Here is a 15,438-nt window from a genome sequence, read left to right on the forward strand (position 1 = left end):
AGCCCGTGTGCTCCCGCCCAAACCTTTTGCATGAAAGACATGCAACGGTTCGGTTGGGCCAGGCTCGACGCTCTGCGTCGAGCCTGGCCCAAGGCCGCAAAAGGTTCTTTGCCACAGGCAAGGGACCTGCGGGCGCGGGAGCACCACGCCTGCTCGGTAATCTACTCGGCGGCTGTCACAACCGACAAAAGTTCCTGCGTGTAAGGATCCTGTGGGCGGGTGAAAATCTCGTCAGAGGTGCCGCTCTCCACCACATTGCCCTGTTTCATCACCAAGACCTTATGCGACATCGCCCGCACCACATTGAGATCATGACTGATGAACATATAAGCCAACCCATACCGCTTCTGCAGCCTGCGCAACAGTTCGACAATCTGCACCTGCACCGTCATATCCAAGGCTGATGTGGGTTCATCCAGCACCACGAGCTTTGGCCTCAGCACCATCGCACGCGCAATCGCAATCCGCTGGCGCTGTCCACCAGAGAACTCATGCGGGTAGCGATCCATCGCCTTGGGATCAAGCCCCACCTCTTCCATCACCTCTGCCACCAGCTCACGCGGGTTGCGGTGTTTGTCGACCTCATGCACGGACAGCCCTTCGGCGATGATCTGGGCGCAGGTCATACGGGGCGACAGCGCGCCAAAGGGGTCCTGAAACACGATCTGCATATCTTTGCGCAAACCGCGCAGGTCCCGCGTTGACCATGTACGCAGGTCGTTGCCTTGAAAATACACCGCACCTTCAGAAGCAATCAGCCGCATGATCGCAAGCGCCATTGTAGTCTTGCCCGAACCGGATTCCCCCACAATGCCCAACGTCTCTCCGGCCCGGATCGAAATCGAGCTGGGATTTACGGCTTTGATATGGCCCACGGTTTTGCGCAGAAAGCCCCGCTGAATTGGAAACCAGACCTTCAGATCATTGGTCGAAACCATTTCAGCCGCATCATCTGCTACAGGCTCGGGCTGGCCTGACGGCTCAGCCGCCAAAAGTTTCTGCGTATAGGAATGCTGGGGATTGGCAAAAATCTCAGCCGTTGGGCCGGCCTCTACAATTTCCCCATCCTTCATCACGCAGACCCGATCAGCGATACGGCGCACCACCGCCAGATCATGGGTGATAAACAACACCCCCATGCCTTCGCTCTCTTTCAGCTCGGCCAAAAGTTCAAGGATCTGCGCCTGAATGGTCACATCCAGCGCGGTTGTTGGCTCATCCGCGATCAGAATGTCAGGCTTGTTCGCCAGCGCCATCGCAATCATCACCCGCTGGCGCTGCCCGCCCGAAAGCTGGTGCGGATAAGACGCCAGTCGGCTTTCGGCATCGCGAATACCAACACGGTTCAAAAGCTCAAGAATACGACCACGCGCCGCATCACCACTTATGCCCTGATGCAGGGCAAGGCTTTCACCCAGCTGTTTTTCCAGCGTGTGCAGCGGGTTGAGCGATGTCATCGGTTCTTGAAAAATGAACGAGATGTCGTTGCCACGCACCGCGCGCAGATGTTTCTCATCCGCGCCCACCATTTCAACCCCGTCGTAGGTGACAGAACCGGAAACAGCAGCGCTTTCACCCAACAAAGACACGGTTGAGAGCGCCGAGACAGATTTCCCAGAACCAGACTCACCCACCAATGCCACCGTCTCACCCTTGTCGAGCGAAAACGAAACGCCTTTCACGGCATCCACCCATTGACCGTCTTGCCGAAAGGCCACGCGGAGGTCTTTCACCTGCAACACTGCGCTCATGAGAAAGTCTTTCTTGGATCAAAGGCGTCGCGCACCCCTTCAAAAATGAAGATCAAGAGCGACAACATAACGGCAAAGGTGATGAAGGCCGTAAACCCGAGCCAGGGCGCTTGCAGGTTCTGTTTGGCCTGCAATGTCAGCTCACCCAGTGAAGGCGCAGATGAGGGCAGACCAAAGCCGAGAAAATCAAGCGAGGCCAGTGTGCCAATGGTGCCGGTCACGATAAAGGGCAGCATTGTCAGTGTCGCAACCATCGCATTGGGCAGCATATGGCGAAACATGATGGTGATATTGCCAACGCCCAACGCCTTGGCCGCGCGCACATATTCCAGATTGCGCGCCCGTAGAAATTCAGCGCGCACCACCCCTACCAAAGCGGTCCAACCAAATAGAACGCTCAACAGAACCAGCAGCCAGAAACTGCGTCCCAGAATGGCAAAAAGGATGATGATCACATAAAGCGACGGCGTTGAGGCCCAGACTTCGATGATACGTTGGAAGATCAGATCAACCCAGCCGCCGAAATAGCCCTGCACCGCGCCTGCGACAATGCCGATCACTGTTGCCGCAAGGGTCACAATCAGGGTGAACACAATCGACAGGCGGAAACCATGAATGACCCGCGCCAACACATCACGCTTGCGGCTGTCGGTGCCCAGATAGTTCTGCTCATTTGGTGGCAAAGGCGCCGCGCCGGGGCGATCCACCGGCGTGTCAAAGGAATAGGGAATAAGCGGCCAGATCGACCAGCCTTTGTCGAAACCTTCTACGGCATAACTGCCCTGGTCGATTTCGTCCAAAATGCCCTCGGGATCGTCAAAACAATCCTCTACGCCGCCAGAGCGGATCAGGCATTGCACCTCAGGATCGCGGTAGGCGGCTTCGGTTTCGAAATCACCGCCAAAGGTGGTTTCCGCGTATGACCGCAAAACGGGCGAATAGAACTCACCGCGGTATTGCACAAGGATCGGTTTGTCATTGGCCAGCACATCAGCCAACAGCGACAGGCCAAACAGCACGGAAAAGATCAACAGCGACCAATAGGCGCGTCGGTTGCTGCGGAAATTGCGCCAGCGGCGCTGGTTCAGCGGAGACAGAGCCATCTTCACCCCTCCCTGCGTTCAAAATCAATGCGCGGATCAACCAGCACATACATGAGATCAGAGATGATCCCGACAACCAGCCCCATCAGGCCAAAGATAAACAGCGTGCCAAACACAATTGGGTAGTCACGCGCCACGGCCGCTTCAAAGCCAAGCCGCCCCAGCCCATCGAGCGAGAAGATCGTTTCAATGATCAGGCTGCCACCAAAGAACACGCCGATAAACACCGCCGGAAACCCCGCAATCACAATCAGCATCGCATTGCGAAACACATGCCCATAAAGCACGCGGGTCTCGCTCAGCCCTTTGGCGCGGGCGGTCATCACATAGTGTTTCTTGATCTCATCCAGGAATGAGTTTTTGGTCAGCAAGGTCAGCGTCGCAAAACTTGCGATGGTTGAGGCAATCACCGGCAGCGCAATGTGCCAGAAGTAATCGCCGATCTTGCCAAGCAGGCTCAGCTCGCTGAAATTATCCGACGTCAGCCCCCGCAGCGGGAAGATCTGCCAATAGGACCCGCCCGCAAACACCACAAGCAGCATAATCGCGAACAAAAAACCCGGAATAGCATAGGCCGCAATAATCACACCGCTGGTCCAGGTATCAAAACTGGTGCCATCACGCATGGCCTTGCGAATGCCCAGTGGGATCGAAATCATATAGGCAATCAGCGTCGACCACAGGCCAAGGGTGATCGACACCGGCATTTTCTCCAGCACCAGATCAATCACGCTGATCTTACGGAAATAGCTCTCGCCAAAATCAAATTGCGCGTAGTTGCCAAGCATCAGCAAAAAACGTTCAAGCGGCGGTTTATCAAAACCAAATTCACGCTCGAGCTCCTCGATAAACTCAGGCGGCAGACCGCGGGCACCGGCGTATTTTTCCTCACCGCCTGCGCCAAGCCCCAGATCGGTTTCCAGCTCAAGGTTGGTGTCACCCCCGCCGGCAAAACCCGCAAACACATCCCCCTGCCCCTGTTGCTGGGCAATGATCTGTTCAATCGGGCCACCAGGCACAAATTGCACCAGGGTAAAGTTCACGATCATGATCCCCAACAACGTGGGGATCACGAGCAATAAGCGTCGTAGAATATAAGCAGCCATATCAGCGCAACACGCCTGTGGTCTTCAGTTCTGCTTCTTTGTCCGGGTTGATCCACCACAGATCAAGATAACCCAGCGCAAATTTTGGCAGCGTATCGGGGTATTCATACATGTCGAAATAGCTCACCCAGTAGTTGGGCACATAGCCATCCGGCACCACAAAAAACTCAAAGCGCAGCGCCCGGTCCAGCGCCATCAGCGCCGCGTCCTGATCCGCTTGATCTTTGGTTTCAAAAGAAGATTCGATAATTGCATCCACCAGCGGGCTGGCCAGACCAGCAGGGTTGAACAGGCTGAACTCTGCTTCTTTGGAGCCATACATCTGCGTAAGCCCGCCACCCGTGGACAGGAACGAACCATAGCGGTTGGTGTAAAGCATGTCGTAATCACGCTCACGGGTGCGCAGCGTATATTGCGAGGGGTCCACTTTTTCGGCCTTGGCATCCACGCCCAGCGCCTGCAGGTTCTGCACATAGGTCTCGATCATGGTGGCAGTGCTTTCCGGCATGCTGGTTGCAAAGGGGATTTCCACCTTCAGCGTGTTTCCAGCAGCATTGCGGCGCAGCTTGTCTTCGCCCACGGGCCAACCCGCCGCGTCCAGCAGTTTGGCGGCTTTGCGCAGGTTACGGCGATCGCGCAGACGGTCTGGTTTGGAACTATGGCTCAGCGCAACAGGCGTATTCAGAAACTCAGCTGGCACCACATCGCCAAGACCTTGCAAAAAGCTCAGCTCACCATTGGTGGGCACATCTTTTGCCTCGATATGGCTACCTTCGACAAAGGAACTGCGCTGGGTTGATAGACCAAAAAGCAGTGATTCATTGACCCATTCAAAATTGAACGCCAGCGCCAGCGCCGCGCGCACCTCTTTGTCGGCAAACTGCGGCTTGCCCAGGTTAAACACAAACCCGCTTGGAGTGGGCGGGCTTTGGTCGGGGATCTCAGCCTTGATGACCGAGCCCTCTTCGATCTTTGGGAAACTATAGCTTGTGGCCCATTGTTTGGCGTCAGGTTCAATGCGGAAGGTATATTCGCCTGCTTTGAACCCTTCAAAAGATGCGGTCTGGTCTGAAAAATACTCAACCCGGATGCGGTCGTAATTGTGGCGGCCAATATTGATCGGAAGATCCTTAGCCCAGTAATCATCGCGACGTTTGTAAACGATACGTCGGTTGATATCGTAACTCTCAAGCTGGTACGGCCCAGATCCCACAGCCACTTCCAGACGCGGTTCATCCAGACGGCGGCTTTCATCGGCCTCAAACCAGGCCTTTGAAAACACTGGTGTATTGCCCACGGTCTCAATCAGGCTCCGGCGCGAAACTTCGGGATTAAAGGTAAACTTCACCCGGTGCTCATCCAGCGCCTCGGCACCAGTGACCATATGGCTCACGGCTTGCGCATAAGACGGCAGGCCCTGGGTGATAAACAGCGTGTGGCTATAGACCACATCTTCGGCGGTGACCGGTGTACCGTCCCAGAATTTTGCCTCGGGCCGGATGTTGAAAATCACCCAATTGCGCCCCTCGTCATATTCAAGACTTTCCGCCAACAGCCCGTAATACTGCCCCACCCCATCAACAGTGCTGTCAATCAGACTGTCATATTGGAGGGTCGTTAATGATCCAGCTCGCCCTTTGCGCGAATAGGGGTTCAAACTGTCAAAGGTGCCAGACGCTGCAATCGAAAGCTCGCCGCCCTTAGGCGCATCGGGGTTCACGTAGTTCAGATGCGGGTAATCTGCGGGGTAATCCAGATTGCCAAAATAGGAATAGCCGTGGCTTTTGATCACCGCGTCCTCCGCCGCGAGGCTCCCACCTGCCAAAATCAATGCACCAGCGCCGAGCCATCGGAGTGCGTATCGCAACGGCTTTGCCTTGACCACTTTGACCTGTGCGCGGGATGTCTGCATCGACGGATCCTCCATTTGAGTTCTTCTTACAGGAGTTTATGGATGATTTTACTCTATCCCACTACAGCTAATGGAAACTTAGCGGATGTGAAGCCCCGTTAAAGCGGGTTTGATCAATCTTGAACGCAAAAAACCGCCACCCGTTAGGGCAGCGGTGTTTCAACAGTCGTCTGTAGTACCAGGTCAGATCAGTTGATCGTCGCCAGATAGGCGATCAGATTGGCGCGGTCTTTGTCCTTTTTCAGCCCCGAGAAGCTCATCGAGGTGCCCGGCGCATAATCCGCAGGTTTGGTCAGGAACGCATTGAGCGCATCCGCGGTCCAGGTGCCTGCAGGCAACGCACCGGAATAGCCAAAGCCGGATGCGGCCCCAACTTCACGATCAACCAGACCAAACAGATACGGGCCAGTTGCATTGGCACCATCATCAAGCTTGTGGCAGGCGGCGCATTTCTTGAATACTTTTTCGCCTTTGCCCACATCTGCAGTGGCCAGCAGATCAGCAAAGCTCACTTCTTCGACCGCTTCCTGCGCGCCGGAGGCATCTGGCAACTCAATCACATATGACTGTTCCCCGTGGGTATCCATGTCATAGATTGCGGTTGCCGCCCATTTTCCGAGCAGTAATACGAGCAAACTCCCGCATAAACCGGCCGTCGCTTTGGTAAGGGTCATCGTGTCGAGCATGATTGCGTGTCCATAAAAGAGTAGCTGTCTAGGAATTTTCTAAGGCTTCCCCCATAGTCTGACAAGGTATAGACAGCGCGACTAAATGCCCGTTTATGGAATATAATGGTAAGAGAGCCACAGATGACACGCAAAATCGCCATTCAGGGGGAGCTTGGCTCCTATAGTCACGAAGCTTGCCGTGCAGCGCGCCCCAATATGGATGTTTTGCCCTGTCGTACTTTTGAACAGGCAATTGAGGCGGTAAAATCTGGCGAAGCCGACCAGGCAATGCTGCCGGTGGAGAACTCCACCTACGGCCGAGTCGCTGATATTCATCGCCTTTTACCCTATTCAGGGCTGCATATTGTGGATGAAGCCTTTGTGCGGGTTCACATCAATGTGCTGGGCCTGCCGGGGGCAGAGCTTTCACAGATCAAAGACGCTTATTCCCATCTGGTTCTGCTGCCCCAATGCGCCAGTTTTCTGAAAGAGCACGGCATCGTTGGACGGGTCAGCCCCGACAATGCCCGCGCTGCACGTGACGTTGCGGAACGGGGCGATCCAACGGTCGCTGCCCTCGCAAGCGAGCTGGCTGGAGAGATCTACGGGCTAGAAGTGCTTGCCCGCCATATCGAGGACAATGGCGACAATACCACCCGTTTTTTGATCATGGACCGCGAATCTAATTACGAACGTCGCGGCCAGCATGGGATGATCACCAGCTTTATCTTTCAGGTCCGAAACATTCCCTCAGCCCTCTATAAGGCGATGGGGGGCTTTGCCACCAATGGCATCAATATGGTGAAACTGGAAAGCTATATGGTGGATGGCTCCTTCACCGCGACCCAGTTTTATGCGGATATCGAAGGCCATCCTGATGATGCCAATGTTCAGCTCGCCATGGACGAGCTGCGCTATTTCACCAGCAATATCGAGATTCTGGGCACCTTCCCCGCAAGCAAGAAACGCCATTAAACGATCAAGTCTTACCTATGGCATTCATAGGTAAGACCACATCTTGCAGGGGCAGTGATCAGGCGTAATCTGCCAAGCGCTCTTCAAGAACGGCAGCAAATTTCCCCATACGATCGCGAAATCTCTGCTGCACCTTGCTGCGCGCCAGTTTCAGCGATTGCAGCAACAGACGCCCCGGAATACTGCTCGCTGCCATATCAAGCGAGACCCGCACCCGCGTGCATGTGGGCGTCAGCGCCACCAATTCAACCGCGAACACGCCAGAGACACCACCGCCGTCGGCATTGACCGAGATGAAATTGGAAGGCTGCAGCTTTTGCAGCTCCATATCCACACTGCGATCCTTGCCCCGAAGGCGGAAGTTGACCTTCCAGCTGCTGCCTTCTCTAATCGGGCCTTCACTGGCGCGGATCACATCCACACCACGGCGCGCAGCAAGGCGCTCTAAATTATCGATGTCAGAGAGCAGCCGAAACACCTGCTCGATCGGGGCATCCACATCTTCTGAAGATTTTAATTTCATAACCTACCTGTATCCCAGCAACGCCTTTGCGCATTCTTGCGTCTATGCGACCTGATCTGCCAGCCATTTTTCCAGAAGAAAACCTGCAATTGCACCTTTTCGGGCTGGTTTCAGCTTTGGATGCAGCCCGACCTGGGTATCCATCATGTCTTGACGGCTCACCCACAGCGCATCTTCGATCTCATTTGGGTCGATATTGATCTCAGTGGTCTCTGCTTCGCCCCAGCAGCCAATCATCAGCGACATGGGAAACGCCCAGGGCTGGCTGGCCATATAGCCCACCTCTCCAACGGTGACGCCGACCTCCTCCATCACCTCGCGGCGCACGGCCGCCTCCAGCGTTTCCCCCGGCTCCACAAATCCAGCAAGCAGGGAATACATCCCCTCGGGCCAGCCCGGCGAGCGTCCCACCAGCACATTGTCACCTTTGGTGATCAACATGATCACCACCGGATCCGTGCGGGGGAAATGCCCGGTTTCGCAGCTTGGGCAGCGGCGCTGCCAGCCCCCCTGGATCATCTGGGAGGACGCGCCACAGCTCGAACAGAAACGATGGCTTGCATGCCAGGCCAGAACGGCTTTGGCGGTTGCCGCGATCTCGGCATCCAGTGCGCTCAAATGCGCCATAACCCCACGCAGCTCGGCAAAAACCTGACCTGCGGGCAGATCTGGGTGCTGCTGCAAACTGTCATCAATAAAATTGCCCAATTGCGCGGCGTCCGCGGCCTCGGGTATCCAGCCAATCAGATCAACGGCAAACAGCCCCGACCCTTCAGCGTCCAGCCCCAAAAACACTGCCGTTTCAAAATGTTCAGCAACCAATGGATGATCGGTGCCAAGTGTCGCCAATTGACTGGGCAATGCATCATTTTGACTGGCATGCATTAAAGGTTTGCCACGCCAGAACAGATAGGCTTTGCCCTGCTTCTGCCAGAGCTTCAACAGGGTGCCAGGTTGATCACGCAGCTCAGCACTGCGCTGCAAGCCGCCGCCTCCAAATGTCACGGAACTGGCATATTTCATTGGCTGTTCAAATCCTCTGGATGCCTCAAAAATGGGCAAATTATCTTCATTTTTTCACTGCACACGCATTAGATTGGAATTAGTATTAAGATAACAACCCGTAAATTCTTCTTGTAAGGCAATATTTTACCGCAACACGCGCCGCCAGATTGTGGACATGCCCCAAAAATGGCGAATTGTTAACAAATCCAGTCTTTGCTCTAACTTTAAACACTGTTTCTATGGGTAAAGACATAGACAAAATTTAATACAAGCAGATGTAGAATGCGTCAGGCCCAAGCATCATGACAGGTCAAAACTTGCCACTTCATACCGCAACCGCCCGGTTGCGCCTACTGGCCACGACCGATCTGCACGCCCATCTCATTGGCTATGACTACTACACCGATCGCCCCTCGGCTCATCTGGGGCTCAGCCGAATTGCAACCCTGATCCAAGACGCCCGCGACACAGCAAAAGAAACGGATTCAGCGGTTTTGCTGCTCGACAACGGGGATGGGTTTCAAGGGGCCGCGATTGGGGAAAACGTCTTACACGGTGAGCCGCTCCCACACCCTTTGGTCACCTGTTTTAATACGTTAAACTACGATGCCCTTGGCATGGGAAACCACGATTTCAACTATGGTCTGCCCACACTTGAACGCCTGCTGCGCGATGCCAACTGCCCGGCGATCTGCTCCAATATGAGCGCGATTGAGACCGGGTTGGAATTGCCGTTTCAGGCCAGCACGATTGTTGAAAAACAGCTGCCGAACCATCCCAATAGCCCCCCATTGCGCATTGGCATCCTGTCAGTGCTGCCGCCACAAACGGTCATCTGGGATGCGTATTTTCTCGAAGGCCGTGTTGTGGTGCAAGACATGGTCCATGCGGCGCGTGACACGGCGCAGGCCCTGCGCGAACAGGGCTGTGATCTGGTGGTGGCGCTTGCCCACACCGGGCTGAGCGACACAGACCATATGCTCAATATGGAAAACGCGCTCTATCCTCTGACAGAGATTGGCGAAATTGATGCTTTTGTCGCCGGGCACACCCATCTGCAATTGCCAGATCCCGACACGCCTATGCCCAAGCCGGTTGTCATGCCCGGAGCTTTTGGCAGCCATCTTGGGGTGATTGACTTTGAGCTTCGCCAACAAGACGGGCGCTGGAAGGTTGACCGCGCCACACCGCATCTTAAGCCGGTAATTTTACCAGAGACCAACATAGCGGTTCCAGAAAACGAAGCACTGCGCGCCGCAATCGATGACGCCCATCAGGAATGCCGAAGGCGATTGAACCAACCCGTTGGCCGTGTCGCACAGCCGCTGCACTCTTACTTCACGTTTTTTGCCAAAGACCGTTCCCTGGCAATGTCCGCCTGCGCCCAGGCCGCTGCGGTTCGTGCTTATGTAAAAGGCACAGCTGCATCGGAACTGCCGCTGTTATCCGCGGTGGCTCCGGGGAAATTTGGTGCTCGGGCCGGACCCAGTTTTTACACCGACGTCCCTGCGGGAGACGTCAGCCTGCGACATGTGATCGATCTGCAGATCTTCCCCAACCGTTTGCGCGCGGTAGAAGTGGTCGGCAGCGAATTGGCAGAATGGCTGGAAATGTCAGCCGGAATGTTCAGCCAGATCCGCCCCGGTAGCAGCGATCAAGAACTCGTAGATCCGAACCGCGCCGGGCATAATTATGATGTGATCTACGGTGTTGAATATGAAATAGATCTCAGCCAACCCGCGCGGTTCAACATTTCGGGCACTTTGGTCAACCCGGCGGCCAATCGGATCAGAAACCTGCGTTGGAACGGAATGCGGGTCGATCCAAATCAACGCTTCCTTGTTGGGGTTAACAGCTATCGCGCCAGTGGCGGCGGCCATTTCAATATGGTGCGCTATGCGCCGCAGCTCAATCTACCCTCGGTGCGCCTGCGGGACGTGATTCGCGACTATATCGCCGGTGATCTCCCCCTAGATCCGCTGGAACAGGCGCCGCACCCTTGGCGGTTCTCCCCGATGGGAAACACCAAAGCCCGCGCCTTTACCGGACCCGCTGCAAAACCGCATCTGTCCGAGCTTGATCTCACCAAAATGCGCCCGCTTCCTTTGGATGAAAACGGGTTTCTGCCTTTGGAAATAGATCTGTAGCCGGATCACCTTGGTGCAGTCGGTCGAATTCCTTGATCGTCAACGGCGTCATGCTCTTGTCATTTAACCCAGCCCCCTCTATATCCGGATTCGAGAGGTTGGCGCGGGCAGGCGCCTCGCCAACCTGGTCAGGTCCGGAAGGAAGCAGCCACAACGAGCCCCGCTTGGGTCGATGTCCAACCTCTCACTTAACTCCCCCGCAGATAAAACCTGATCTATTCGGCATCCGATGTGTCAGCGCACCGTTGCAGCGCAGCAATTTAAATATCGCAGCTGCAGCGATTTCATTTGACGCCCCCCACCCCTTGCCGCTAGCCAATAGAGAGATGGTTCTCGTGCCGCTGGCGCGAGATGAAAAGGGAACTCGGTGCGGCCCATTAACAGGCCAACTCCGCGACTGCCCCCGCAACTGTAAGCGGCGAGCAACCTTGAAACACACCACTGGCCTCATGGGTCGGGAAGGTTCAAGGACGCAGCGACCCGCAAGTCAGGAGACCTGCCATCTTAACTGAAACTCGAAATCGGGCGGGGTGCTCCGACATGAGATCATGTGCGTTTCGATGTGAAACCCCTGTATGATCCGGTCTGCCCTGCTGCCAAATCGCGCGGAGGGCGCTATGAATTGGACAAATGAAACACACGACTGTGCAGTGACCCACTGCATGTTGCTTGGGCGCCCCTGCCCGGCCGCGCAAAACATGCTAAACGCGCTCAGCGCCAGCATGGATCGCGCCAAAGGTCTGACCAAAGACGAATTTGAAATCGCAGGCCAAACCGGGCTGTCTGCCTGTGCCAAAGGTTGCATGGCCCGTTTTGTGGCCAGCCATCAGCGCATCCGTATTTTCTGCGATGTCTCAGATCAGGCAGATCAATCCGGGCTTGACCGTTTTGCCGATGCGATGCTGTGCACAGATGCCAGCACCATGCTGACCCATGTCACCGAAACACCGGCAGCGCTGGCGCAGGCCATTCCCCGCCCCCCGGTTCAGCAGCCCGCAACTAAGAACGCAAACGCCCTTTACGCTATCTGACAGAACGCTATCTGGCCGCACGCGATCTGACTGCGCTGACCGCACTGGCACCACTGGTGGATTAGGGCAGCAAAGACCGTTCAAACCCTGCGCGCACTGATCGCCCAGGCCAGTTGCGCATCGGTTTCAACCGCAGACGGGCGCACCGCGCGCAGGCGTTTCAGCGCCGCGTGCGGCGGCTCTCCCGTTTCGATCATCAGCCGCAAAACCGCCATGCCAGAACGCCCCGAGCCGCCGCGACAATGCACCAGCACCCGCCCGCCGCCATCCAGCGCCTTACGCGCCGCTTGGCTGGCCTTGGGCCATTTGGCCAGAACCGCAGGTGTGGGTGTTGAATAATCCGGCACCGGCAGATGGCACCAGCGCGAGGCCATGCTTTGAATGTCTGATCCAAGCGTCCTTGCCCCAACCATGTCATGTTCAGGCGGCGTGGTCATCGACAGCACAAGGCTCGGCTTCCACTCATTGATATGTCTGAGATCCGCCTGATACGCCCCGGTGCCTCCGGGAATGCGACACAGCGCCAAAATCCCATTTGCCACCGAAAGGGCATGAAGTGTCAGGGTGCTTTGCCCCGGATCGACCATTGTTGAGCTTAGATCCATTACAGATCTGCATTCCATTTGCATCAGCGCCTCCCCAGCCGGGCTAGAGTTTCGCCACTCCCACAAGTAGAAGCCTAACCGCCGGATACAACAATATCTAGTATTTTATTCAAGATGACAGCGCCCCGCGTCCGATGTCCTCGCCGAGGTCCAGAGCAAAGCCCCAGCCCGGATCCAATTCGGGATGAGCGGTAGACGAAGCCCCAAGCCTTGCGTAGTTTGGAGCACACCAGACCATCAAGGCGAATCCGGCGGACCAATATGAACGACACCCCTCAGGGCACTCCAGATCAGAGCACCCAAGACAGCGCGCCGCAATATCAGGTGCTTGCACGTAAATACCGCCCCGAGACCTTTGCAGATCTGGTTGGCCAGGATGCCATGGTGCGCACGCTGAAAAACGCGTTTGAAACCGGACGCATTGCCCAGGCCTTTGTTATGACGGGTATTCGCGGCACCGGCAAAACCACCACCGCGCGTATCATTGCCAAAGGCATGAACTGCATCGGCCCTGATGGCAACGGCGGCCCCACAACCGAACCCTGCGGCCAATGCGAACATTGCACCGCCATTATGGAAGGCCGTCATGTAGACGTCATCGAGATGGACGCGGCGTCGCGCACCGGCGTCAATGACATCCGTGAAATCATCGATTCCGTTGCCTATCGCGCGGCCTCAGCACGCTATAAGATCTACATCATCGACGAAGTGCACATGCTCTCGACGTCGGCCTTCAACGCGCTGCTGAAAACCCTCGAAGAGCCGCCAGCACATGTGAAATTCATCTTCGCCACCACCGAGATCCGCAAAGTGCCCGTAACGGTACTGTCGCGTTGCCAACGTTTTGATCTGCGCCGCATTGAGCCCGAAGATATGCTTGGCCTGTTGCGCAAGATCGCCAGCGCCGAAACTGCGCAGATCTCCGATGATGCGCTGGCGCTCATTACCCGCGCCGCCGAAGGCTCTGCCCGTGATGCAACCTCGCTGCTGGATCAGGCAATTTCCCATGGCGCCGGCGAAACCAGCGCCGATCAGGTACGGGCCATGCTGGGCCTTGCCGATCGTGGCCGGGTGCTGGATCTGATCGATATGATCCTGCGCGGTGATGCGGCCGCAGCGCTGACGGAACTGTCGTCCCAATACGCCGAAGGGGCAGACCCACTGGCGGTGCTGCGCGATCTGGCGGAAATCACCCATTGGGTATCGGTGGTGAAAATCACCCCCGACGCGGCCGAAGACCCCACCATCAGCCCGGATGAACGCGCCCGCGGGCAAGCCATGGCCGAAGCGCTGCCAATGCGGGTTCTGACACGCATGTGGCAAATGCTGCTGAAAGCGCTGGAAGAGGTCTCCGCCGCCCCCAACACCATGATGGCCGCTGAAATGGCAGTGATCCGCCTCACCCATGTGGCGGATCTGCCCAGCCCCGAAGAGCTTTTGCGCAAACTGCAAGATACCCCGCCGCCTCCACCACCGCCTTCTGGTGGCGGCATGCAAAACATGGGTGGCGGACAAACAGCCTACGCCGCGCCACAGGGTGCACCCGGCGGTGCCCCAAACGGTGGCCACACCATGGCACAGGGCGGCACCGTCACTGCGCTGGCCCCGGCCACAGATCTGGCGCTGGCGCGCTACCCTACGTTTGAACATGTGGTTGAACTGATCCGCAGGCACCGCGATGTGAAGCTCCTCGTTGAGGTCGAAGGCGGCATCCGCCTTGCGGCCTATCAACCGGGCCGCATTGAATTTACCCCTTCCGCTTCGGCCCCGCGCGATCTTGCCGCGCGCCTTGGCACCGCATTGCAGAACTGGACCGGCAACCGCTGGGTTGTGTCCATTGTTGATGGCTGCGATGCCAAAACCATCACCGAGGTGCGCGACGCCGCTGACAATGCGCTCAAAGCCAAGGCCATCGCCCACCCTCTGGTGCAAGCGGTGCTGGAAAACTTCCCCAAAGCCAATATCAAACGCATCCGCACCCCGGAAGAACTTGAGGCCGAGGTACAGGCCGACGCGCTCCCAGAGGTCGAAGACGAATGGGATCCGTTTGAAGAATAACCTGAAATGAGGATCAGATGATCGAACGCCAACACACCGGCCAGCGCATGAGCAAAATCGTCAAACACAACGGCACCGTCTACCTTTGTGGTCAGGTCGGCAACGCCGGTGAGAGTGTCGCCGATCAGACCCGCGAATGTATCCGCCGCATTGAAACACTGCTGGCTGAGGCTGGCTCTTCCAAGGAACAGATGCTGCAGGTGGTAATCTGGCTGGCAGATATGGCCGATTTTGCAGAGATGAACGCTGTGTGGGACGCCTGGGTGCCCGAAGGCCACGCCCCGGCCCGCGCCTGCGGCGAAGCCCGCCTTGCCCGCCCCGAACTCAAAGTAGAGATGATCGTCACCGCCGCATATGATTAACCGCCTGGCGTTTTGTGTCGCCACAACGCTTACCCTGTCCACAGACGCGATTGCTGAAGTCTGCGACAAGGCCCGCCCCATCTGGCGATCGCCTCCACAGGCCTGCTTGCGCTCATAACATTCACACAGGTCTTCAACCGCCGCCGCGTGCCACGCGCCTAAATTCACCTTTTCCCAAATACTCCGGGGGGT

13 protein-coding genes, 1 other RNA gene and 1 riboswitch are annotated in these 15,438 nt (G+C 56.6%); of the genes, 6 read left to right on the forward strand and 8 right to left on the reverse strand.

Annotated elements, in window-relative coordinates; all coding sequences use genetic code 11:
* Nucleotides 1–161: 161 nt before the first annotated feature.
* The 5 genes from GG681_RS07235 to GG681_RS07255 all read right to left on the reverse strand — a co-directional run bounded on the left by GG681_RS07235 (nt 162) and on the right by GG681_RS07255 (nt 6,558).
* Nucleotides 162–1,751, reverse strand: a complete 1,590-nt coding sequence (locus GG681_RS07235; RefSeq protein ID WP_153546579.1) for an ABC transporter ATP-binding protein — start codon at nt 1,749–1,751, stop codon at nt 162–164.
* The gene (locus GG681_RS07240; RefSeq protein WP_153546581.1) at nt 1,748–2,854 is read right to left on the reverse strand and encodes an ABC transporter permease; all 1,107 of its coding nucleotides are present in this window, start codon (nt 2,852–2,854) and stop codon (nt 1,748–1,750) included. The genes GG681_RS07235 and GG681_RS07240 overlap by 4 nt, the downstream gene beginning before the upstream one ends.
* Before the next feature lie 2 nt (nt 2,855–2,856).
* On the reverse strand, nt 2,857–3,960 hold the full coding sequence (locus GG681_RS07245; RefSeq protein WP_153546583.1) for a microcin C ABC transporter permease YejB: 1,104 nt from the start codon (nt 3,958–3,960) through the stop codon (nt 2,857–2,859).
* A 1-nt stretch (nt 3,961) separates the two neighbouring features.
* Complete coding sequence (locus tag GG681_RS07250; RefSeq protein WP_153546585.1) at nt 3,962–5,872, reverse strand: extracellular solute-binding protein; 1,911 nt, start codon at nt 5,870–5,872, stop codon at nt 3,962–3,964.
* A gap of 188 nt (nt 5,873–6,060) precedes the next feature.
* On the reverse strand, nt 6,061–6,558 hold the full coding sequence (locus GG681_RS07255) for a c-type cytochrome (protein WP_153546588.1): 498 nt from the start codon (nt 6,556–6,558) through the stop codon (nt 6,061–6,063).
* 123 nt (nt 6,559–6,681) lie between these two features.
* Here GG681_RS07255 and GG681_RS07260 point away from each other — a divergent pair, with 123 nt between their 5' ends.
* On the forward strand, nt 6,682–7,515 hold the full coding sequence (locus GG681_RS07260) for a prephenate dehydratase (protein ID WP_153546590.1): 834 nt from the start codon (nt 6,682–6,684) through the stop codon (nt 7,513–7,515).
* Between the two features lie 58 nt (nt 7,516–7,573).
* Here the strand turns inward: GG681_RS07260 and GG681_RS07265 are convergent, their stop codons facing one another.
* Together GG681_RS07265 and nudC are read right to left on the reverse strand one after the other, a co-directional pair.
* Nucleotides 7,574–8,038 carry an SRPBCC family protein gene (locus GG681_RS07265; protein ID WP_153546592.1) on the reverse strand — a complete coding sequence of 155 codons (465 nt, stop codon included), beginning with the start codon at nt 8,036–8,038 and terminating at the stop codon, nt 7,574–7,576.
* Between the two features lie 42 nt (nt 8,039–8,080).
* The gene (nudC, locus tag GG681_RS07270; protein ID WP_153546594.1) at nt 8,081–9,061 is read right to left on the reverse strand and encodes an NAD(+) diphosphatase; all 981 of its coding nucleotides are present in this window, start codon (nt 9,059–9,061) and stop codon (nt 8,081–8,083) included.
* 284 nt (nt 9,062–9,345) lie between these two features.
* On the opposite strand from nudC, the gene GG681_RS07275 reads away from it, so the two are divergent.
* The 3 genes from GG681_RS07275 (at nt 9,346) to GG681_RS07285 (ending at nt 12,221) form a co-directional block, all read left to right on the forward strand.
* Nucleotides 9,346–11,190: a bifunctional 2',3'-cyclic-nucleotide 2'-phosphodiesterase/3'-nucleotidase gene (locus tag GG681_RS07275; RefSeq protein WP_153546596.1), complete on the forward strand. Its 1,845-nt coding sequence runs from the start codon at nt 9,346–9,348 to the stop codon at nt 11,188–11,190.
* 91 nt (nt 11,191–11,281) lie between these two features.
* An RNA gene (gene ffs, locus GG681_RS07280) (signal recognition particle sRNA small type) lies at nt 11,282–11,380 on the forward strand.
* Between the two features lie 121 nt (nt 11,381–11,501).
* A riboswitch (cobalamin riboswitch) is annotated at nt 11,502–11,708 on the forward strand.
* Nucleotides 11,709–11,807: 99 nt separating this feature from the next.
* On the forward strand, nt 11,808–12,221 hold the full coding sequence (locus tag GG681_RS07285) for a hypothetical protein (protein ID WP_153546598.1): 414 nt from the start codon (nt 11,808–11,810) through the stop codon (nt 12,219–12,221).
* A gap of 80 nt (nt 12,222–12,301) precedes the next feature.
* On the opposite strand, the gene GG681_RS07290 is transcribed toward GG681_RS07285, so the two are convergent.
* A complete protein-coding gene (locus tag GG681_RS07290) occupies nt 12,302–12,826 on the reverse strand; it encodes a protein-tyrosine phosphatase family protein (protein WP_153546600.1) in 525 nt (174 codons plus the stop codon).
* Nucleotides 12,827–13,087: 261 nt separating this feature from the next.
* On the opposite strand from GG681_RS07290, the gene GG681_RS07295 reads away from it, so the two are divergent.
* Both GG681_RS07295 and GG681_RS07300 read left to right on the forward strand, forming a co-directional pair.
* Complete coding sequence (locus GG681_RS07295; RefSeq protein ID WP_153546602.1) at nt 13,088–14,884, forward strand: DNA polymerase III subunit gamma/tau; 1,797 nt, start codon at nt 13,088–13,090, stop codon at nt 14,882–14,884.
* A 17-nt stretch (nt 14,885–14,901) separates the two neighbouring features.
* Nucleotides 14,902–15,246, forward strand: a complete 345-nt coding sequence (locus GG681_RS07300; RefSeq protein ID WP_153546604.1) for a RidA family protein — start codon at nt 14,902–14,904, stop codon at nt 15,244–15,246.
* Nucleotides 15,247–15,438 lie beyond the last annotated feature (192 nt).

The sequence above is a fragment of the Tritonibacter aquimaris genome (assembly GCF_009617595.1).
In the GTDB taxonomy this organism is placed as follows: Bacteria; Pseudomonadota; Alphaproteobacteria; order Rhodobacterales; family Rhodobacteraceae; genus Epibacterium; species Epibacterium aquimaris.